At 60.4% G+C, this 20,151-nt stretch carries 16 protein-coding genes; 3 read left to right on the top strand and 13 right to left on the bottom strand.

Annotation, left to right across the window (positions count from 1 at the left end; all coding sequences use genetic code 11):
* Positions 1 to 721 precede the first annotated feature (721 nt).
* The 6 genes from CAQU_RS05040 to rho form a co-directional block, all read right to left on the bottom strand.
* Positions 722 to 1,156, bottom strand: a complete 435-nt coding sequence (locus tag CAQU_RS05040; protein WP_075725791.1) for a Cg1360 family ATP-synthase-associated protein — start codon at positions 1,154 to 1,156, stop codon at positions 722 to 724.
* Positions 1,157 to 1,162: 6 nt separating this feature from the next.
* Complete coding sequence (locus CAQU_RS05035) at positions 1,163 to 2,332, bottom strand: MraY family glycosyltransferase (protein WP_075725789.1); 1,170 nt, start codon at positions 2,330 to 2,332, stop codon at positions 1,163 to 1,165.
* Positions 2,333 to 2,335: 3 nt separating this feature from the next.
* Positions 2,336 to 2,986 carry an L-threonylcarbamoyladenylate synthase gene (locus tag CAQU_RS05030; RefSeq protein ID WP_075725787.1) on the bottom strand — a complete coding sequence of 217 codons (651 nt, stop codon included), beginning with the start codon at positions 2,984 to 2,986 and terminating at the stop codon, positions 2,336 to 2,338.
* Between the two features lie 148 nt (positions 2,987 to 3,134).
* Positions 3,135 to 3,983: a peptide chain release factor N(5)-glutamine methyltransferase gene (prmC, locus tag CAQU_RS05025; protein WP_245797299.1), complete on the bottom strand. Its 849-nt coding sequence runs from the start codon at positions 3,981 to 3,983 to the stop codon at positions 3,135 to 3,137.
* 34 nt (positions 3,984 to 4,017) lie between these two features.
* Positions 4,018 to 5,094, bottom strand: a complete 1,077-nt coding sequence (gene prfA, locus CAQU_RS05020; protein WP_075725783.1) for a peptide chain release factor 1 — start codon at positions 5,092 to 5,094, stop codon at positions 4,018 to 4,020.
* The gene (gene rho / locus CAQU_RS05015; RefSeq protein WP_211276134.1) at positions 5,094 to 7,094 is read right to left on the bottom strand and encodes a transcription termination factor Rho; all 2,001 of its coding nucleotides are present in this window, start codon (positions 7,092 to 7,094) and stop codon (positions 5,094 to 5,096) included. The genes prfA and rho overlap by 1 nt, the downstream gene beginning before the upstream one ends.
* A gap of 819 nt (positions 7,095 to 7,913) precedes the next feature.
* Between rho and CAQU_RS05010 the strand changes: the two genes are divergently transcribed.
* A complete protein-coding gene (locus CAQU_RS05010; RefSeq protein ID WP_075725779.1) occupies positions 7,914 to 9,647 on the top strand; it encodes a long-chain fatty-acid--CoA ligase in 1,734 nt (577 codons plus the stop codon).
* A 68-nt stretch (positions 9,648 to 9,715) separates the two neighbouring features.
* Here CAQU_RS05010 and uriH read toward each other — a convergent pair whose 3' ends face one another.
* The 3 genes from uriH to CAQU_RS04995 form a co-directional block, all read right to left on the bottom strand.
* A complete protein-coding gene (uriH, locus tag CAQU_RS05005; RefSeq protein WP_075725777.1) occupies positions 9,716 to 10,663 on the bottom strand; it encodes a uridine-preferring nucleoside hydrolase UriH in 948 nt (315 codons plus the stop codon).
* A 25-nt stretch (positions 10,664 to 10,688) separates the two neighbouring features.
* Positions 10,689 to 12,080, bottom strand: a complete 1,392-nt coding sequence (gene uriT, locus CAQU_RS05000; RefSeq protein ID WP_075725775.1) for a uridine transporter UriT — start codon at positions 12,078 to 12,080, stop codon at positions 10,689 to 10,691.
* A 252-nt stretch (positions 12,081 to 12,332) separates the two neighbouring features.
* Positions 12,333 to 14,144, bottom strand: coding sequence for a flavin-containing monooxygenase (locus CAQU_RS04995; RefSeq protein WP_075725773.1), 1,812 nt, complete (start codon positions 14,142 to 14,144; stop codon positions 12,333 to 12,335).
* 326 nt (positions 14,145 to 14,470) lie between these two features.
* On the opposite strand from CAQU_RS04995, the gene CAQU_RS04990 reads away from it, so the two are divergent.
* Entirely contained in the window at positions 14,471 to 15,394 is a 924-nt protein-coding gene (locus tag CAQU_RS04990) for a ribokinase (protein ID WP_075725771.1), read from the top strand.
* A 162-nt stretch (positions 15,395 to 15,556) separates the two neighbouring features.
* Positions 15,557 to 16,873 (top strand): hypothetical protein, encoded by a 1,317-nt coding sequence (locus CAQU_RS04985; protein WP_075725769.1) that lies wholly within the window; start codon positions 15,557 to 15,559, stop codon positions 16,871 to 16,873.
* On the opposite strand, the gene CAQU_RS04980 is transcribed toward CAQU_RS04985, so the two are convergent.
* Genes CAQU_RS04980 through thrB form a run of 4 tightly spaced genes read right to left on the bottom strand, consistent with a single transcriptional unit; the run spans position 16,831 to position 20,028 of the window.
* Entirely contained in the window at positions 16,831 to 17,532 is a 702-nt protein-coding gene (locus CAQU_RS04980; RefSeq protein WP_075725767.1) for a hypothetical protein, read from the bottom strand. The two genes, CAQU_RS04985 and CAQU_RS04980, sit on opposite strands and share 43 nt — an antisense overlap.
* The gene (locus CAQU_RS04975) at positions 17,525 to 18,358 is read right to left on the bottom strand and encodes a hypothetical protein (protein ID WP_075725765.1); all 834 of its coding nucleotides are present in this window, start codon (positions 18,356 to 18,358) and stop codon (positions 17,525 to 17,527) included. The genes CAQU_RS04980 and CAQU_RS04975 overlap by 8 nt, the downstream gene beginning before the upstream one ends.
* Entirely contained in the window at positions 18,355 to 19,071 is a 717-nt protein-coding gene (locus tag CAQU_RS04970) for a hypothetical protein (protein ID WP_075725762.1), read from the bottom strand. The genes CAQU_RS04975 and CAQU_RS04970 overlap by 4 nt, the downstream gene beginning before the upstream one ends.
* 33 nt (positions 19,072 to 19,104) lie before the next feature.
* Positions 19,105 to 20,028, bottom strand: coding sequence for a homoserine kinase (gene thrB, locus CAQU_RS04965; protein WP_075725760.1), 924 nt, complete (start codon positions 20,026 to 20,028; stop codon positions 19,105 to 19,107).
* Between the last annotated feature and the right edge of the window lie 123 nt (positions 20,029 to 20,151).

Genomic DNA, 20,151 nt, shown 5'->3' with positions numbered 1-20,151 from the left:
CGCACCCCTCATCCCCCAGTGCGATGCACCGGGAAACAAACAAGTTTTTTACGCAGGCGTAGAAGTGGCCAGTTCAAGACCCGCACAAAACACTAGCAGCACCCTTGGGGTTTTAGGTAAGTATGGTCGGGGGTAGCTGAACACAGAAAAGTTCCGCAGGAATGCGTGCAGGTAGTACACCATTTCTACCCCTCTGTAAGGTCTGTCACATACCCCCGTAACAGTCTTAATCTACCCCCGCGAATTTTGCGTTTTTCCTCACGTTTCCACCGCCCCAACAAGCAGCCCTTCTCCCCTGCTCAAAAACACCACACAATGCCCCCTGCCTGCACATATCAAGACCCCGCAAGACCACCAATAAAACACACCCACCTCTAGAGTCACACCCGCCCCAGCCGGCCCATTTTCTCAGCCATCACACCACGTCCCAACACAACAACCCCACAACCGACTACCACGACACCTCCAGCGCCAACCCCACCCCTAAGCACTACACACCCCAGACGCCAGCCACCCCCAAAGGAACGGACATCAACGCACCCTATAAACGCTCATTTTCAATACCAAAAATGTTGTTTCCGTGGGTAACCACACACCAACCACACCGCCCCAACTCACCCCCACAAACACCCCCACCCAACGTTATCCCCCACCCCCAACCACAACCCACACACACAAAAAGCTCGTGGCCAGGCCAGCCACGAGCCACACAGGCTAAAAACTAACCACCGATATACGTCGTCCGAGACTTCATCACACCAAAAACCTCACTACCCAGCATCGCCAACAACGCCGCCACAGCAGTCACAAACAACGCCACGTGGTTATAAAAATACAAATCCCGAATCGCGAACAACACAATCAACAAAATCACGATCTTCAACAACCACCCACCCAACACCACAGCACCCGTCGTCGACGGCGACGTCCGCGCCGTAACCAACACACTCACCGCCGTCAACGCCACAAACCCACCCCCGATAGCAGCACCAATCAACGCACCCCACACCCCCGGCAAACCAAACAACACCCCAAACAACACCAAAGCAACCACAGTAATCACCGCAACGGACAAGGCGCCAACCTTGATACCCGCACGAATCGGCGCAGTTTGGTCGTCAGAATACTCAACAGTGCTCGTAGCCGAAGAAGTCATGAGCGCTTATCCTACCGGATGCACAGCCTCCCCAGGCACATCCGCAGTCTTTCGCTCCTGCAACACCGGCACCGCAGTAAACACCGCTGCAAACACAATCCCCGCCAACATCACCACCGCAGCAACCACCGCTGGAAACGCCGCAAAAGACACCGTCCCCAACGCCAACGCAAACATCCACGCATACAACACCAACACCACCCGACGATGCGTATGACCCAAATCCAACAACCGGTGATGCAAATGCATCTTGTCCGCAGCAAACGGACTACGACCATCACGGGTCCTACGCACCACAGCCATCACCAAATCGATCACCGGAATACTAAAAGCACCAAAAACCACCATCAACGGCACCATCAAACCCACAGTATCCGCGCCCCCATACAACGACATATTGATCTTGCCACTAGCACTCGTCGACGCAGCCGCTAACAACAACCCCAACAACATCGCACCCGAATCCCCCATAAAAATACGAGAAGGCTCAAAATTGTGCGGCAAAAATCCCGCACAAATCCCCAACAACGCAGCCCCAATAATCGCCGGCGGATACGCAGCAACCGTCCCACCCTGGTCATACAAAATGATCAACGAGAACGCCAACAACGCCATCCCCGAAATGCCCCCAAGCCCAGCAGCCAAACCATCCAAACCGTCAACAAAATTGATCGCATTCATCACCACCACAGCAAAAAACGTCGTCAAAAATACCGACTGGTACTGATCCAACACCACCGTGGTATCCCCAAACGGCAAATAAATAAACGACCACGACAAGCCCATCAAACTCATCGTCAAGCCCCCAGCGATCTGCCCCACCAACTTCGTCCACGCATCCAGATCAAAAAGATCGTCAAACACCCCCACCGCCACAATGATGAACGCCCCCCAAATCACCGCATCCATCTCAGGCGTCACCGGCTTAAAGCCACGAGTCAAGGCCGGCAACTGGTCAGCAAGCAACACCGCCGCAACAAAACCGCTAAACATGGCCACACCACCCAAACGGGGCTTCGGCATATCATGCACATCGCGATCCCGGATCTCCATCATCCGACCCGAACGAACCATCACATAGCGAATCAACCCCGTCGCCAAATACGTGACAACGCAAGCGACCAAAAAAACCAGGCCAAGTTCACGCAGCGGGACACCCGCTCCACCAGCACCCATCAGCTACACCAAAACAGACGGATCCAGGTCCAACGCCGCCGCAATCGCCTCAACGCTAATCGCGCCCTGACGCAAAATACGAGGCGTCCGCGCCGTAAGATCCACAATCGTCGACGGCACCGCCTGCGGACACGAACCACCATCCAAATAGCAGCTCACCGCAGCACCCAACTGGGCCTTCGCATCCTGCGCCGTCGTCGCCGGCGGCTGGCCAGAAATATTGGCAGAAGACACCGCCATCGGCCCCGTCTTGCGCAACAACTCAATAGCCACCGGATGCAAAGGCATACGCAACATCACCGTGCCCCGCGTATCACCCAAGTTCCAGGGCAAACTCGGAGCCTGCGGAACCACCAACGACAAACCACCCGGCCAAAAAGCCTTAATCAGCACATCAGCATGGTGCGTGAACTCACGCACCAACCCCTTAGCCGTATCCCAAGAACCCACCAATACCGGAACCGGCATATCCGGACCACGATGCTTGGTCTCCAAGAGCTTTGCCACCGCGTCATTATCAAAAGCATTACACCCAATGCCATACAAGGTATCCGTCGGCAAAACCACCAAACGGCCCGCCTCCACAGCATTGTGTGCAGCACGCAAACCCAGCTCGCGAGACTCCGCGTCGGAGCAATCATAGATACGGCTCATGGATGAAGACCTCTTCTAGGTATAAAAAATCAGCAATAAAAATAAAGCACCGATGAGCCAACAGCCCACCAGTAAAACGTCACTAGACGATTAAGTTGTGTGGTCTAAACCTTGACCGGCGCAACCAACAACTCAATGTGCAACGGTGTTAAACGATTTTACTCGCAGCCACAAAACGGGGCCTGCCCGCCAAATCGCTACACCCACGCACATCAACAAAACAACCACCGGAGCGCACGGCTTCAACAACACGCGACTGCGTGGAATCATCATGCTCCACCGCAAAAAACCCACCAGGCTTCAACCACGTAGCGGCAACCTGCACCAACGGATCAATGATCGCCATGCCACCATCACTGGCAAACACCGCCGTGGCAGGATCCGTAGCAGTCTCCACGTCCGTAGCCTGGCCTACTGGCACATAGGGAGGATTAGACACAAAAACATCCACGCACTCCCGTTGCGGCAGCACAGCATCAAGCACCCCAACATCGGTGGCATCAGCCTGCACAATCTCTACCGGCGCTAGGCGACTGGCATTGCGTTCTAAGAAAACCAACGCCTCATCGTGGAGTTCAATGCACACCACCCGAGCCTCCGGCACCTGGTGAGCAAGAGTGACCCCTACTGCCCCACTCCCGGCACACGCATCAACAATGACGGGATGCGCAACCCCAGCAGCAATCGCCCGTCGTGCTGCCTGCACCGCCATCTCAACTAAAGACTCGGTTTCCGGACGAGGAATAAAAACCCCAGGACCGACGGAAAACTCCAGGCCATAAAACGGGGCATAACCCAAAATATGCTGCAAAGGCTCGCGCTGCGCGCGACGAGCGACCATCTGCTCAAAACGCCGAAGCTGGGCAGGCTCTTGGGGAGCATCAGCAAAAGACAGCGCTAAACGGTCGATCCCAAAAGCCTGCTCAGCAAGAATTCCAGCATCAACCGATGGCGATGCCACCCCCGCCTCAGCGAGGGTGGCTGCAGCTTTCGCCACGATATTTCTCACAGCGCCATCACCACGAGTGTGCTTATTGTTCCGCTTCTAGGCGGGCAGCACGGTCGGCGGCCTGCAAAGCTTCAAACAGATCCTCCATACCGCCATTGAGGACGGTGTCGAGGTTGTTGGCTTTGTAGCCGATGCGGTGATCGCTGATGCGGTTTTCCGGCCAGTTATAGGTGCGGATACGTTCCGAACGGTCCATCGTACGAATCTGCGCGGCGCGGCCTTCCGCAGCTTCAGCATCGGCGGCTTCTTCCGCCAGCTGCTGCAATCGTGCTGCCAAAACCTGCATGGCTCGCGCCTTGTTCTGGATCTGGGAACGTTCCTTCTGGCAGGTCACCACGATGCCGGTCGGCAAGTGCGTGATTCGCACAGCGGAGTCGGTGGTGTTCACGCCCTGGCCACCCTTACCGGATGAGCGGTAGACGTCGATGCGCAAATCCTTGTCGTCGATTTCGACTTCGCCAACCTCGTCGGGTTCGGGGTAGACCAACACACCAGCAGCCGAAGTCTGGATGCGACCCTGGGATTCGGTCACCGGAACGCGCTGCACACGGTGCACGCCGCCCTCAAATTTGAACACAGACCATGCGCCGTCAGCGCTGGGTTGCTTGGAGCGAATCGTCATGGTCATGTCTTTGACACCACCAAGATCGGATTCGTTCACGCCCAGAACTTCAGTGGTAAAGCCGTGCTTTTCAGCGTAACGCTGGTACATACGGGCAAGCTCGCCAGCAAACAAGGCAGCTTCTTCTCCGCCGGCACCCGACTTGATTTCCATGACGATATCGTCCGGATCGTGCGGGTCACGGGGCGCAAGAAGGTCGGCCAGTTTTTCTTCCAGCTCGACTTCCTCGCCGGCCAAACGCTCAGCTTCAGCCGCAAACTCGGAGTCCTCGTAGGCCATCTCTTTTGCAGCTTCGAGATCTTCTCGAACCTGGCTGAGCTCGTTGTGCACTTTGATGATGGGCTGCAGCTGGGAGTAGCGCTTACCGACCTTGCGGGCGGCTGCGGGATCGTTGTGCAGCTCCGGATCCGCAAGCTGCGCCTCCAGACCCTGGTATTCGGCCAGGATGTCGTCAACAGCGGAAACTTGGTTCGCCATTAGGAGTAATCCTCCTCGCCGTCGTCGATCGCCATGTGCTCGGAGCTCATGACCTGCATCAAGAACTCGCCGTTGTTCTTCGTCTTCTTCAGCTGCTTGATCAGCAGGTCGATAGCCTGCTGGTTATCGAGCGCGGACAGGATTCGGCGGAGCTTGTGCATGACGCGAGCTTCCTCCGGGCCGAGCAGCAGCTCGTCCTTACGGGTGCCGGAAGGATTGACGTCGACCGCGGGGAAAACGCGGCGTTCGGAAATCTTGCGATCCAGCTTGAGCTCAGCGTTACCGGTGCCCTTGAATTCCTCGAAGATCACGGTGTCGCCGGCGGAACCGGTCTCCACCATTGCCGTAGCGATGATGGTGAGGGAGCCACCATTTTCGATGTTGCGGGCAGCACCCAGGAAGCGCTTAGGCGGGTACAGGGCGTTGGAGTCGACACCACCGGACAGGATTCGGCCGGAGGCGGGCGAGCTGTTGTTGTAGGCACGGCCCAGTCGCGTGATGGAGTCCAACAGGACAACGACGTCCTGGCCTTGCTCCACCAAACGCTTTGCGCGCTCGATGGCCAGCTCAGCGACGGTGGTGTGCTCGCTCGGCGGGCGGTCGAAGGTCGAAGCAATCACTTCGCCCTTCACGCTGCGCTGCATGTCGGTGACCTCTTCGGGGCGCTCGTCGACCAGAACGACCATCAAGTAGCACTCGGGGTTGTTGGTCGCGATCGCGTTTGCAATGTTTTGCAAAATGGTGGTCTTACCGGCCTTCGGAGGCGACACGATCAGCGCGCGCTGTCCCTTACCGATCGGCATGATGAGGTCGATGACACGGGTGGTCAAGACCTTCGGGTCGGTTTCCAGACGCAAACGCTTGTTGGGGTACAGCGGGGTCAGCTTGGCAAAGTCGGGACGCTGACGGGCTTCCTCGACGCTCATTCCGTTGACCGTGTCGACGCGTGCCAACGGGTTGTACTTGGCGCGGTTGCGACCGGAACCATGGGTGGTTTCGCGGCCCGGCTTGATAGCTCCGGTGATGGCGTCGCCGCGGCGCAAACCGAAGCGGCGAATCATCTGGGGATTAACGAAGACATCGGCCGGCGATGAGTTGTAGCCGGTGGTGCGCAGGAATGCGACGTTGTTGTCGACGATGTCCAAAATGCCGCCAACATACTGCAGGTTGGAGTCATCGTGGTCATCCTGGCGGTTGTCCCGATCCCGGTTATCACGATCGCGGTTATCGCGGTCACGTCCACGACCACGGTCGCGGCGGTTGCGGCCCCGGCGACGATCGTCGTCGCGATCGTTGCGGTCTCCACGACGATCGCGGTCACGGTTATCCCGGTTATCACGATCACGGTCGCGGTTGTCGCGATCGGAGTGATCGTCGCGTTCTTGATCGCGGTCGTCGCGGTCACGTCCACGACGGCGGTCTTTTTGGTTTTGGCGTGCGCGGTTGCGTCGTGCGCGGCGAGCAGCGGAGCGCGATTCGTAACGGACGGGCTGACCGTTTTCATCGGTCTCTTCGGAATCTTCTTTTCCGGAGGAGTCCTCGGTTTGGTGGCGTTGCTCGTTGTCGCGGTCGTCGTTGCGACGACGGTTGTTGCGTCGGCCACGATCGCGGTCGCGATCACGATCGTCGTCGGAATCTTCGGACGACTTGGGCGACTCTTGTGCGGGAGCGTCGTCGTTCGCCTCATTCTGGGCGCGGCGACGGGTGCGGGTGCGCGGCTTGGGCTGCTGGGCTTGTTCCTCAGCAGGCTGGTCCTGGGTGTTCTCAGCCACCGTGGCCTGGGTGTCTTCGGTATTTTCCGCGCGGCGGCGACGGCGGGCCGGCGCTGCGGCCTCCGTTGCAGCAGCAGCGCCGCCAGACTGGATCATGGCAATCAGATCCGACTTGCGCTTTCCGGAGATCCCCCGAATCCCCATCTCCTGAGCCATTTTCTTCAGCTCCGGGAGACGCAGTGATGCAAGGTCTTTGCCTGCACCGCTCTGAGTGTCGTGCTCGGTCACAGAGTTCCTTTCATTGCAGTAAGCCTGGTGTGGCACGCTGCCCTAGCTCGCGTTGAGCTGGTGGCGCCCGGTGTACTGCATTCTGTGTTGTGTGACGTTTAGCGCCCCTGTGGCGCCCTGGTTCGTCATAAAAACGTGAGTTTTTTGCTACAAGCTCGCGACACGATGATTTGTGTTGAGGCTCGTAAAAATTTTTTCCGCTGCGTTGGCGCCATGGGGCTCCAAGGAAAACACTGGGTGCACTGCCTGTGGCATCATCCTGTGACGACATGAAGCGCGCAGGGGCTGGCTAGGTGTTTTCTTAAGCGTGAACCCGACTCTGAAGACATAAGAGGCGAGTGGTGTGCAATAACCGCAGAAATCCCTCTCACGGCTCGATGCTGAGTGACACCACTAAGTGGGTGCTTCTTCTGAGAGAAACGGCGCTGTTCATCTCTGTCGGATCGTGCCGGTGCTAACGGCCGGAGTCTCGGCGATGCGGCTTCGAGCTTTCACCTTTGGGTGTGCCGGAGCCGTGATGAACATGCCATGAGAGTTACGCATTGTTGGCTGTGGGCCAACACCGCGACGGGAATGATTGGTGTGGGGTGTTATCGATGTCGTGTCGATTGACGTTTACCCCTCAGTAATCCTGCGCCACGGGCCACTGCTCGGCGGTTGCTTCCGTCGGGCGCGCGACATGCTCCTGGATTATCGCGTCTTAGTGTACCGCACCGCCGCTAGGTTTTTCCCAATTAGTGCCCGGCGCGCCGCCTGGGGGTGCTGCTGTTTCGGTGGTGTGGCCTTTGTGTGTGGGGGTGTCCCGCTAGAGTGGTGGGCATGCTGAGCACCATGATGGATGTTCCTTTGAACATTTCTCGTATTTTGGATTATGGGTCGAAGATTCACGGTTCGACGACGATTTCGACGTTGGATGGTGATGGCCATGATGTGGCGACGTTTGCGTCGGTGGGGGCGCGTGCTGCGGCGTTGGCGCATGCTTTGCAGGATGAGTTGGGGGTTTGTGGGGATCAGCGGGTGGGGACGTTTATGTATAACTGTGCCGAGCATGTGGAGACGTTTTTTGCGGTGGCATGCATGGGGGCGGTGTTTAATCCGTTGAATAAGCAGCTGATGAATGATCAGATTGCGCACATTATTAATCACGCTGGTGATGAGGTAATTGTGTGTGATCCTCGTTTGGCTGGTCAGTTGGCTGCGATTATGGAGGAGTTTGAGTGTCCGCGGGTGCGGGCGGTGGTGTTTATTGGGGTGGAGCCGTTGGGTGAGTTGGCGGCGCTGTTTGGGGATTCGGTGGCGTGTTATTCCTATGAGGCGTTGTTGGATGGTCGTTCGGCGTCTTTTGATTGGCCAGTGTTGGATGAGCGTACTGCGGCGGCGATTTGTTATTCGACGGGTACGACGGGTGCTCCGAAGGGGGTTGTGTATTCTCATCGGTCGATTTATTTGCATTCGATGAGTTTGCGAACGACGGATTCTTTTGCGGTGTCGCATGGTAATCCGTTTTTGTGTTGTGTGCCGATTTATCACGTGTTGTCGTGGGGTGTGCCGGTGGCGGCGTTTGCGTGTGGGGCTCCTTTGGTGTTTCCGGGTAAGGATGTGTCGGCGCCGGCGTTGGCGCGGATTATTGCGGCGACGCATCCGCGTATGGCTCATGGTGTTCCGACGTTGTGGATTTCTTTGATGGTGCATTACATGAAGAATCCTCCGGAGCGGATGAGTTTGACGGAGATTTTTGTGGGTGGTTCTCCTGCTCCGCCGATTTTGATCAAGATGTGGGAGGAGCAGTATGGCGTGGATGTGGTGCACGTGTGGGGTATGACGGAGACGTCGCCGATTGGTACTGTTGCGCGTCCTCCGAGTGGTGCTAATGGTGAGGCTCGGTGGGGTTATCGGATTTCGCAGGGGCGTTTTCCGGCGTCGTTGGAGTATCGGGTGGTTAGTGATGGCGAGAATGTGACGGGTACGGATCGTAACCAGGGTGAGATTCAGGTGCGGGGTAATTGGGTGACTGGTTCGTACTATCACTCTTCGGCGACTGATGAGGGCGGTTCGGCGAGTGTTTTCCGTGGTGAGGCGGTGTCTGATGCGCGGGAGAAGTTTACTGCTGATGGGTGGTTGCGTACGGGGGATGTGGGCAGTGTGTCCAAGGATGGGTATTTGACGATTGAGGATCGTGCCCGCGATGTGATTCGTTCTGGTGGTGAGTGGATTTATTCGGTGCAGTTGGAGAATTTGGTGATGGAGGCTGAGGAGGTGGTTGAGGCTGCTGTGATTGGTAATCCGGATGAGAAGTGGGGTGAGCGTCCGTTGGCGGTGACGGTGTTGCAGAGTTTTGTTCCTCGTGGTGAGCGGGAGGATCGTCAGACTGCTGAGCGGTTGCGTGATCATTTGCGGGCGTCGTTGCCGTCGTGGATGTTGCCGGAGTATTGGACGTTTGTGGATCACATCGATAAGACGAGTGTGGATAAGTTCGATAAGAAGGATTTGCGTCAGCATTTGCGTGATGGTGAGTACACGGTGATTAAGCTGAAGGGTCCTGGCGAGAAGTAGTGGTGGGACGGCGAAGGCGCCCCGTTTTTGTTGGTGAAAACGGGGCGCCTGTTGCTGTGGTGGGGTGTTTAGAGTTTGGGGCGGGTCTCGACGCTGGCGATGGCGTCGGTGACGAGTTGCCAGAAGCGCGCGTGGTCGAGGGTGACTGCGGCTTGGGTGTGGCAGTTTTCGGGTGCGGGTCCGCGGAAGTCTGCGACGGTCATTCCGCAGGTGATGTCGCCGCGTAGTTCGACGTCGATGGGGACTTTTTTGGTGGTGACGACGGTGGGGTCGATGAGGTAGGCGATGGTGCAGGGGTCGTGGACGGGCGGGTCGATGAAGTCTTGGTTGGCTTGGTAGGCCTTGCGGAAAAAGCCCATGAGTCCGACGACGAAGTCGGAGCATTCGGTGCCGAGTTCGTGGATGGTTTTTTCTACGTCGGGGGTGCACAGGGCTTGGTGGGTGAGGTCGAGGCCGACCATGGTGACGGGCCATGGTTCGTTGAAGACGATGTGGGCGGCTTCGGGGTCGACTTTGATGTTGAATTCTGCGACGGCGGACCAGTTTCCTTCGTGGTAGCCGCCGCCCATGAGGACGACTTCTTTGACGCGTTCGACGATGCGGGGTTCTTTGCGGGCGGCCAGCGCGATGTTGGTCAGTGGCCCGGTGGGTACGAGGGTGATGGTGCCGGGTTCGCTGTTCATGACGGTGTCGATGATGAAGTCGACGGCGTGGGTGGTGTGTGCGGGTTTGAGGGGTTCGGGCAGTTCGACGCCGTCGAGTCCGCTGTCGCCGTGGATGTCTTCGGCGACTTCGACGGCGCGGACTAGTGGGCGGCCGCAGCCGGGGTAGACCTCGGTGTCGATGCGGGCGACGCGGCAGACGCTGAGGGCGTTGTGGGTGACTTTGGGCAGGGTTTGGTTGCCGCCGACGGTGGTGATGCCTAGCAGGTTGATGGCGGGGTTGCCGGCGGCGAGGATGATGGCGACGGCGTCGTCGTGGCCGGGGTCGCAGTCGAGGATGATGTTGTGGGTCATGGGGTGTCCTTTCCCGGTTTTTGGGTTAGTCGGTGAGTCGTTCGGGGCGGGGGATCATGAGGCTGGTGGCGAAGGCGGCAATGAGGATGCCGACGCCGGTGAAGGTGGCGATGCGGTAGTCGCTGGCGGTGAGTACCGCGAAGAGGATGGCGAAGCTTAGGCCTGCGCCCATGTTGAAGGCTCCTGCGTTCATGCCGGGTAGGTAGCCCTGGTTGTCGGCTGGGGAGAGCACGATGCCGAGGCCGTTGAGCATGATGTTGGTGATGCCGGCGTAGGTGATGCCGATGAAGATGGACAGGGCGAGCAGGAGGGGGCCGTTGATGTGGTCGACGACGAAGGCGAGGGCGATGAGTCCGGCGATGGTTCCGGCCAGGCCGATTTGGAGGACGCGGAGGTAGCCGATGCCGCCGGCCATTTTGCCGGCGATGGGGCCCATGACGAGTCCGGCGAGGGCGTAGGGGGTGAGGGTGTACCAGGAGACGATGTCGGCGCTCATGGCGGCGCCGTTATCTGCTTGGGCGAGGTTGGGTACGAGGCCGTTCATGACTGCGAAGACGCCGGTCATGGTGAGGGTGGTGGTCAGCAGCAGTGCCCAGGTGCGGCGTTGTTTGAGGTAGTGGGTGCTGACGAGGGGGTGGGTGGAGGTGGTTTCGATCTTCCAGAAGGCGACGAGGGCTGCCAGGCCGATGAGGATCATGATGGTGACGGCGATCCAGTTGGCGTCGGCGAGTTTGCCGGCTTCGTTGAAGGCGAGCAGGATGCCGCCGAGGCCGATGACCAGTGGTACGGTGCCGGCCCAGTCCATGGGTTGGCGGACTTCGGCGTAGGTTTCGTGGACTTGGGTGCCGATGGCGATGACGGCGAGTCCGCAGATGATGGCCATGGTCCAGAAGATGGAGCGGAAGCCGAGGTGGTCGGCTAGCCAGCCGCCGGCCAGGGCGTCGACGCCGGCGATGCCGCCGTTGATGGAGGTCAGGATGCCCATGAGGAAGGCGTATTGCTTGTCGTTGGGGACGTGGGCGCGCAGCATGATCAGGCATAGGGGCACGACGGGGCCGGCGACGCCTTGGATGATGCGGCCGGCGAAGAGCATGCCGACGCCTTGGGCTAGTGCGCTGATGATGCAGCCGAGTGCGGTGATGGCGAGCATGCCCATGAGGATTTTTTTGCGTCCTGCCAGGTCTCCCCAGCGGGGCAGGAAGAGGGAGAACAGGGCTGCGGCGGTGAAGAACGCGGTTTGGCTCATGCCGATCTGGGCGTCGGTGGTGTTCAGTTCGCGCTGCATGGTGGCGAGCGCGGGGCTGAGCATGGAGGCGTTGAGCTGGAATGCGAAGACGGCGACGAGGAGTGCCAGCAGCAAGGGGGCGGCTTTGCTGGTGGGCAGCACGTGGGCCTCGGATGTGTTTGTGCTTGTCATACACCACATCTCACCATCATTGTGACTGTGTGCGCTAGCTGTGCTGGATATCGGGGCTTAGGCCGTGGTTTTTTGGGGTTGTGGCTTTTGCTCTGGGGCGTGCGTGTTTGTTTCTGTGGGTTTTCTTCGGTGCGAAAAGTCTTTGGCGTGCAAAAACAGGTTTGCGGTGTTGCTGATGTGTGGCAAGTACACAGAATCCCACACCCCCGGTGGTGCTGTGGGTGGGGTGTGGGATGTGGGTGTGGGGCGGTCTTAGCTGGTGTGGTGTACCTCGGGGAGGTTGTAGACCGGGGTGTTCATGCCTTCGTAGCGGGCTTTGAGTTGCAGGGAGAGGTAGCGGGAGTAGTGGCGGGATTGGTGGAGGTTTCCGCCGTGGAACCAGAAGTTTTTCAGGCGGGTGGGTTTCCACATGTTGCGCAACTCCCCTTCCCATGGGCCGGGGTCTTTGGTCGTGTCGGATCCGAGTCCCCAGCATTTGCCGACGGTGTCGGCGGCTTCGGGGGAGATGAGTTGGGCGACCCAGCCGTTCATGGATCCGAATCCGGTGGCGAGCACGATGACGTCTGCGGGCAGTTGTGTGCCGTCGGTCAGTACTGCGGTGTTTTCGGTGAGGTGGTCGATTTCGACGCCTGAGTGCAGTTCGATGCTGCCGTCGATGATGAGTTCGCAGGCGCCGACGTCGATGTAGTATCCGGAGCCGCGGCGCAGGTATTTCAGGAATAGACCCGATCCGTCGTCGCCGAAGTCGTGCATGAAGCCGGCGCGTTCGAGGGCGTCATAGAATTCGGCGTCGTCTTGGGCGATGGTGTCGTAGACAGGTTTGTGGACGTCGGCCAGAAGTGCGTAGGGCCAGGAGGCGAACAGGAGGTCTGCGGTGTCGGTGTCGATGCCCTGCTCGAGGGCGTCTTCTGAGTACAGCGGGCCGAAGACTTCGCGCATGAGGGTGTCGCTGCGGACGATGTGGGTGGATGAGCGTTGCAGCATGACGGGGTGGGCACCGTTGTCGACGAGGTCGGCGCAGATGTCGTGGGCGGAGTTGTTGGAGCCGACGACGATGACGTGTTTGCCGCGGTCGGCGGCCCCGCCGGGGTGCTGGCTGGAGTGGCGGATTTCGCCGGCGAAGTGTTCTTGCCCGGCCAGGGTGGGCATGTTGGGCACCCCGGACATGCCGGTGGCGAAGACCAGCTGGGTGGGGTGTAGGGTGTGTTCGGCACCGTTTCTGGATACGACGACATCCCACAGTCCGCGCTCATCGTCGAAGGTGGCGGACAGTGCTTCGGTTTGCGACCAGTAGTCGAGGTCCATGATGCCGACGTAGTGTTCGAGCCAATCACCCATTTTGTCTTTGGGGGTAAATACTGGCCAGTCGTCGGGGAATGGTAGGTAGGGCAGGTGGTCGTACCAGACGGGGTCGTGGAGGCACAGGGAGTGGTAGCGGCCGCGCCATTGGTCGCCGGAGCGGTCGTGTTTGTCGACGATGATGGCGGGCACGCCGAGGCGCTTTAGTCGGGCGCCTAGGGCGATGCCGCCTTGGCCACCGCCGATGATGAGCACGTAGGGCTGGGTGCTCACACCGAGTTCGGCTTGGCGCTGGGCTTTCCTATCGGCCCAGTTGCGTTTGTCTTCGCGGCGGCCGTGTTCTGCCCCCATGGGCCGGCGTCGCCCGGCCGGTTCGGGGTGTGCAATCAATTCGCGGGCGCTGGTCAGCAGTGTCCAGGCTTTGCCGTTGCGGAGCCGGACCACGGCGCGGCAGTGGAAGTGTTGGGTGTCCAGGGTGACGAAGGCGCGAATGACCCCGGGGGATTCTTCCACGGGGGCGCCGGCACCGTCGGCTAGTTCGACGTGAGAGATGCGGCAGGCAGGAAGGGTGTTTTCCAGCATGTCTTTGATGGCGTCTTGTCCTTCTGCCGTGGTGAGGTTCCAAGTAAAGGAGGTCAGGTCACGCCAGTAGCCGTCTTGTTCGAACAGTTCCGCCGCGGCTGCGGCATCGTCGGCATCGAGTGCTTGTTGAAGCGCGCTGAAGAAGTCGAGGACTTGGCCGTTGAGGTCCTGTGCGGAAGTCATGGGCACCACCTTTGCGGAGGGATATGTTGCGGATTGCGGCCACCCCACGGGTCAATGTGGCGACCGTCACTGATTGCCATCACGCTATATGACTTGCCTCACGAAAACTGCGGTGTGAACGGCTGCGAACGCCCGCTTTGCAGGGGCAGTAAACCGCAACGGCGTGCACCGACCACGCATCCGCGTGTGGCGAAAATTTCCTTGCGAAGCACTTACCCCCTATCGGGGGTATGCTGGCGTCAAGAACTGATGAACGCTGCGGTGAGCTGTAGGAATAGCCGCGGCGCCCTACCGATCATTAGCGCCTGAAAGGCTGGTTTTCTCCGTTGAGCACCCCCTCGAACTCCATTGCCGTCGTCGGCTCCATCAACGCTGACCTGTCCGTCACCGTCGATCGCCACCCCAAGCCCGGCGAAACCCTGCTCGGCTCCGGCGGCCGCGTCCTCCCCGGCGGCAAGGGAGCAAACCAGGCGGTCGCTGCCCGCCTGCAGGGCGCCGAGGTGTTCTTCGTCGGCGCGGTCGGAAACGATGCGAACGCCAGCGAAGCGCTGTCCATCATGACCGCCAGCGGGGTGGATCTCGCCGGGGTCGCCGAGGTGGACTCCCCCACCGGCCTTGCGGTCATCACCGTTGACCAATCCGGAGAAAATTCGATTGTCGTCGTACCCGGCGCCAATGCCCTGGTGGATGCCGACATGGTCACCAAGCACGCGCAACGGCTGCGCCAATGCGGCATCATCCTGGTCCAAGGCGAGCTGCCCGCAGAAGCCGTCACGGCCGCCCAGAAGAACTGCACCGGCCGTTTCGTCATCAACATGGGCCCGGTGATCGCCCTCGAAAAGGACGTGCTGCTCAAAGCCAATCCGTTGATCGTCAACGAGCACGAAGGCGCGGCCACCCTGGCCCAGCTCGGTGGCCAGGACAATACGGTGTCCCAGGAAGACCTGGCCCAAGCCCTTGTCGAGGCGGGCTTTGAGTCCGTGGTCATCACCATCGGCAAAAAGGGCGCCATTGTCGCCGATAGGCACGGCATGACCCACGTCTCCTCCCCGGGTGTCAGCGCCGTGGATACCACCGGCGCGGGCGACGCATTCGCCGGCGCCTTGGCCGCGCGCCTGGCCGCCGGGGATCATCTCGTTGCGGCAGCCAAACACGCCGTCAAAGTCGCAGCCCTCAGCGTCACCCGCCATGGCGCCCAGTCGTCTTACCCGGGCCCGGACGTCGACATCGACGCGGCACTGAGCCAATAGCGAAGCCAACCACTCCCCCGGCCCCACAACCTCACCGCCGCGACAAGCAAGCCCCTCAGTGGCCAGCGTTTTGTTCGCGGCGGTTTTTCTCATCCCACCCTCCGCACACTCCAGCCCCGATAGCGGGGGTAGGCCCAGGGTGCGCCCACTATACTTTTGGGCGTGACTGCGCATCAAAACACTTACCGCCCACTGTCCACCGCCACCTCAGTGGTGCGCGAAGGCGGCAGCCTGTTTGTGCGCTTTTTCCCCGCCCTGCTCACCTGCATCGCCCTCGGCCTAGCAGCCCGTGGCGCAGTGCTCTGGACTGCCTCGGCGGTCTCCGACTATTCGCCGCTATTCGGCGGGCTGCTGGTCCCCCTTGCCCCCATGTCCCTATTGACCGCCTTGGTCATCGCAATGTGGGTTCTCAAGCCGGGAACCCGCTTCCTGAAGTCCAAGCCCGTTGCGGAGCTTGACCCCCACTCCCCGAAATCCCCCCGCGCCACGATCGCCCGCACCCACCTGTTAACAATTGGTGGCTTGCTGATCCCGTTTCTTGCCGTCTACGCCTCCAACGGCTTCCTCAAAGAAGACGTCCACACCTTCATCGGCCAGGCGGTACTCCACGAACAGGTCACCACCTTCGCCTCCACCGATTTTTCCCGCGTGGCCCTGGGCAGCACCTTCCAGGTCGCGGCCCTGGTTGTGATCACCATCATCGCCCGCAAAATCATTGGCTTTTTCGCACTTGGAACCTCCAAGCTGGGCATCAGTGGGGTGGCAGCCTACGTCGAGGTGCTGTGGATTTCCGCCATCAGCGTCATCGTCGCTGCCAACACCTCGGCCATTAAAGAATGGACGTCTACCCGCGCGGTGATTGCGCCGGTGCTCAACAGCATCGCGGAAACCTTTTCCGGGTTAAGTAACGCAGAAAGCAAAGCCACCGGTGGCATCAATGCGGCTGGAGCGCTCTTGGGCAAACTGGACGATGTCATCGTCGTTCCCGTCGCCTGGCTCGCCCTCGGCGCCGTAGTCTTCGGTTCCACCCTGGCTGCCAAGAAGACCAGCCAGGCCACCGCACAACCCGCGGACAGCACCACTGAAGCAGCATCACAAACCGATGCCCGCACGCAGTGGGCCCGCAGCGTGCGCGCGCGTGCCACCGGCGAAGCACAGCGATACCTCGCCAACGCCACCAAACCGATTACCGGGCCAATCACATCAACCTGGACGGGACTGAAAAAGATCGCCGCCGCCGGCATCATCCCCATGACCACGCTCTGCCTGGCCATCATGTGCGCACGCGTCGCGGAATCCGCCATCGCGTGGGGTGTCCACGAAATGCTCGGCCCCCAGTTTGGTCTCATGGTGGACGCCCAAGCATCCTGGACGGTTCTCGCGGGCCGGATGGCCTACTTCCTGGTGGTCATTCCGCTCGTCGTCGCAGGCGTCGATCAGCTGCTGCTAGAAAGCACATCCGAGGACTCCGGCAACTGAAATTCCAAAATCTTCGGCGGCTGAAACCCCATCCGGAACACCTGCGGAGTCACCCCCTCCGGAAGCACGAAAATCAACATCGCGCTGTAATGCGCCGGCCGCGGCGGTAGGCCCGCCACATTCCCCGGCGTTTTGCCGGGCACACAGGCATAAACCTGACTGATGGGAAGGTCCGTGCCAGCATCCATGTTGAGCAGCTGCTCCGAATACCCATAGACATTCCCCTTATCGTCTACGAGCTGCGCCGTGCAGTTCAACAGATCATCGTCGGGGTCGGCATCCACGGTGAATCGCACCCCCCACAACCTGCTCGCTTCCGGCGGATGGAAAAACGGCACAGCTTCCCTGTCAATGGGGCCCGAGGCATCAACCCGGGCAACAACATCGCGCGTGCTGCTGCCCCGCATCGACGGGTCATCGATAGTTGTCGTCTCGTGTAAGTGACCCGACTGGCCGACGGCCACAGAAATTGGTGAAGAAAAAGTCTGCGGGCGGGCGATCTCAAAATAGGTGTAACTCGATGCCACAACAGCAAGTGCCACCGCAGGCAAACTAGCAAGCCACCAGCGGGCGCTAGCGCGGGGACGTCGTGAAGGCTGCTCAACAACCACCGGAGTCTCGACGGGCACAGCCGCCTCGTCGGCGCTATGTTTACCCACGGTCATCTCCTTCCACGCTCACCTGGTGCTGTTCGTTTGGCTGCTCCCCGTCAATTGGGGGTGCGGGATCTGGTGGTGCCAGAAGATCATCCTGGGTGGGTTCCAGATCATCGCCAAGCTCAAGCGGCGGTGCAGGGGGCTGCAGTGCCGGTACAGGTGGCTGCGGTGTCGGTGACTGGGTTACGGGGGTGGTTTTTTCCACCGATTCAAGCGTCACTTCAATGACCGATGAACCCTGGCGGGTACCCCGATAGATCTCCAGCGTTGCGGGCAACTCCACATCGGCAGGCACCAGGAACCGTGATTCGCACGGGGTGGGGATACCCGGCTGCGCCAGCGGGCAACCGTATTGTTCGGGCGCAAAGGTGGAATCGCCACTATGCAAAAGCAGCTGGGGCCCAAACGGTTCCCGCGCGCTGGTCATGGTGGCCTGAACCAGCAGCACTGCGACGCGTTCGTCGCTGGTCGGAGTCAAGCTGGCTTTGTCGATGGAAAAGCTTCCAAGCTGCGCTGAGCTGTCCTGGGACACGAATGGGCGGGTGGCGATCTCGGCAGGGCTCGGCAACGCCCCCAGAGCAATGGAACCTACGGCCATGGCCGCGAGCACGTACACCAAAGCCAGCACCCCACCGCGGCCGGTGGTCTCCGGCTGGGCATCCACGACCTCGCGCACTTCGTTGCCCAAATTGTGGGCGCGTTGGCGGGCCTGGTGGGTAGCTGCGGAGACAACGCGACGCGCCGAATCCTTGCGACCCGCGCGGCCCCGGAAGCGACCAGCGGGGCGATCATCACCCATCTGTGGGCTGTTGTGTGGATTCTCGCTCATGACTGCTCTCCTGCTGGCCCTGGCTGCTCAGTGGCGGCAAGCGGGGCCGGATCCGCCGGCGATTTTTCGGCATCCACCGGGATAAAACCCTTGAGCTGCGGATCAAAATATCCGGTGGATGAGTCTAGGGAGCTTTTCCGCTGGGTCAGCGAATACACGCCAACGCCGGGGAGACTGCCGTCGTGGTCTTTCCCAGCAGGCTTGACCACAGACCAGGGCAGGGTGATGGTCAGCCGGCTGGGAACACCGGGATTGAGGTAGCCTCCGAAAAAGCCCCCGTCGCGGGTCACCAGGGCCATCGGATGGGCATCATCGGGATCCAAGGCCATGGTGTCTAAGGTGCTGACTTGACCGTCTGCGCTGTCAGCGCTGCTGTCGCCGTCAGTTGGTGGGGTGAACATCCGGGAGATGGTCAAGGAATCGATTGGCGATTTCGTCGAATTTGTCGCCACAACGTTGATCTCTACTCCCTGCTTGGTGGGTGAGACCTTTTCGACTTCGAACTCAAAGGGCGCGACCTGGTAGGTCTGCTGGGAGTCGACCACCATCTCGGTAATTTCGGGGGGCGCGGCATCGAAGCCACCAGCAAGCCCCAAGGCGGCAACAGCAGCCGCACCCGATGCGAGTGTCAGGTTTGCCCGCGAGAAGAGATCCTGCTTGATGGAGGCAAGCAGCGAAGATAGCGTGCGGGGAGATTCTGCGGTGGCGTTCATGGCGGCTGGTTGGTGGCTGAGAAACCCTAGAGACTAGGAGGTGGTGATTTCGACGGCGCCGGCGACCTCAAGTTCCAGCACTCGCAGGCCTGCCTCGCTGGCTTCCTTGGCGATGGTGTCGGGCAGTTTTTCGGTGGATAGCACCATGGCGGTGGGGCCGGCACCAGACAGGTAGGCGGCAAAGCCGCGGTTGCGCAGGCGGTTGACCCATTCCGCGGTGACCGGCAAAACGTCGGCGCGGTAGGGCTGGTGCAGGCGGTCGCGGGTGCCTTCCCACAACAGTTCGGGGTGGTGCTGGAGCGCAACGGTCATCACCGCGCAGCGGGACACGTTGAAGCGGGCGTCCAGGTGGGTAACGTCGCTGGGCAGGACGCGGCGGACAGCTTCGGTGGAGGCCTTGAAGTCCGGGATCAGGGCGGTGGCCTTGATGGTGGGGTGCACCGGAACGGTGACCGCCTTGTACTGGGGTCGGGTTTCCCCATCGACGGGAATATCCGTCCAGGACACTACTGCGTTGCCAAGCACACTGGCGGCGGCGTTGTCGGGGTGGCCTTCGAAGGCGCTGGACAGCTGCACCATCTGCTCGTCGTTCAGGGGCAGGCCGGCCAGTCCGTTGGCGGCGGCGACACCGGCGACGGCAGCAGCCGCGGAAGATCCCAGCCCGCGGGATTGCGGGATGTTGTTGTGGCACACCACTTTTAGTCCCGGTGCGGTGACCCCGATTTCCTGCAGGGTGGCGTTGAGTGCGCGCACCACCAGGTGGCGGGCGTCGAGGGGCAGGCTGCCTTCACCTTCGCCGTGTACTTCGACGTCGAGGCCGGAATCGATGACGGTGACCTCGACGGTGTCGTACAGGCTCAGCGCCAGTCCCAGCGTGTCGAAGCCGGGGCCGAGGTTGGCTGAGGAGGCGGGAACCTTGACGGTGGCGGTGGTTCCTACGGGCAGCTCAAGCGCCATGGATGATGTCCTCTCGAGTGGTGTGACACGTCCCCCACCACGGGTGGGGTGTGCGGGTTTCTGTGTGTAGCTTATTCCACCCGGCGGGCGTGGGAGTGTTTTGGCTCCCCCGACTGCCCCCAC

Source organism: Corynebacterium aquilae DSM 44791 (assembly GCF_001941445.1).
GTDB lineage: Bacteria > Actinomycetota > Actinomycetes > Mycobacteriales > Mycobacteriaceae > Corynebacterium > Corynebacterium aquilae.
Note: the sequence above shows the minus strand (reverse complement) of the source record. Positions and strands in the feature narration are given on the sequence as shown.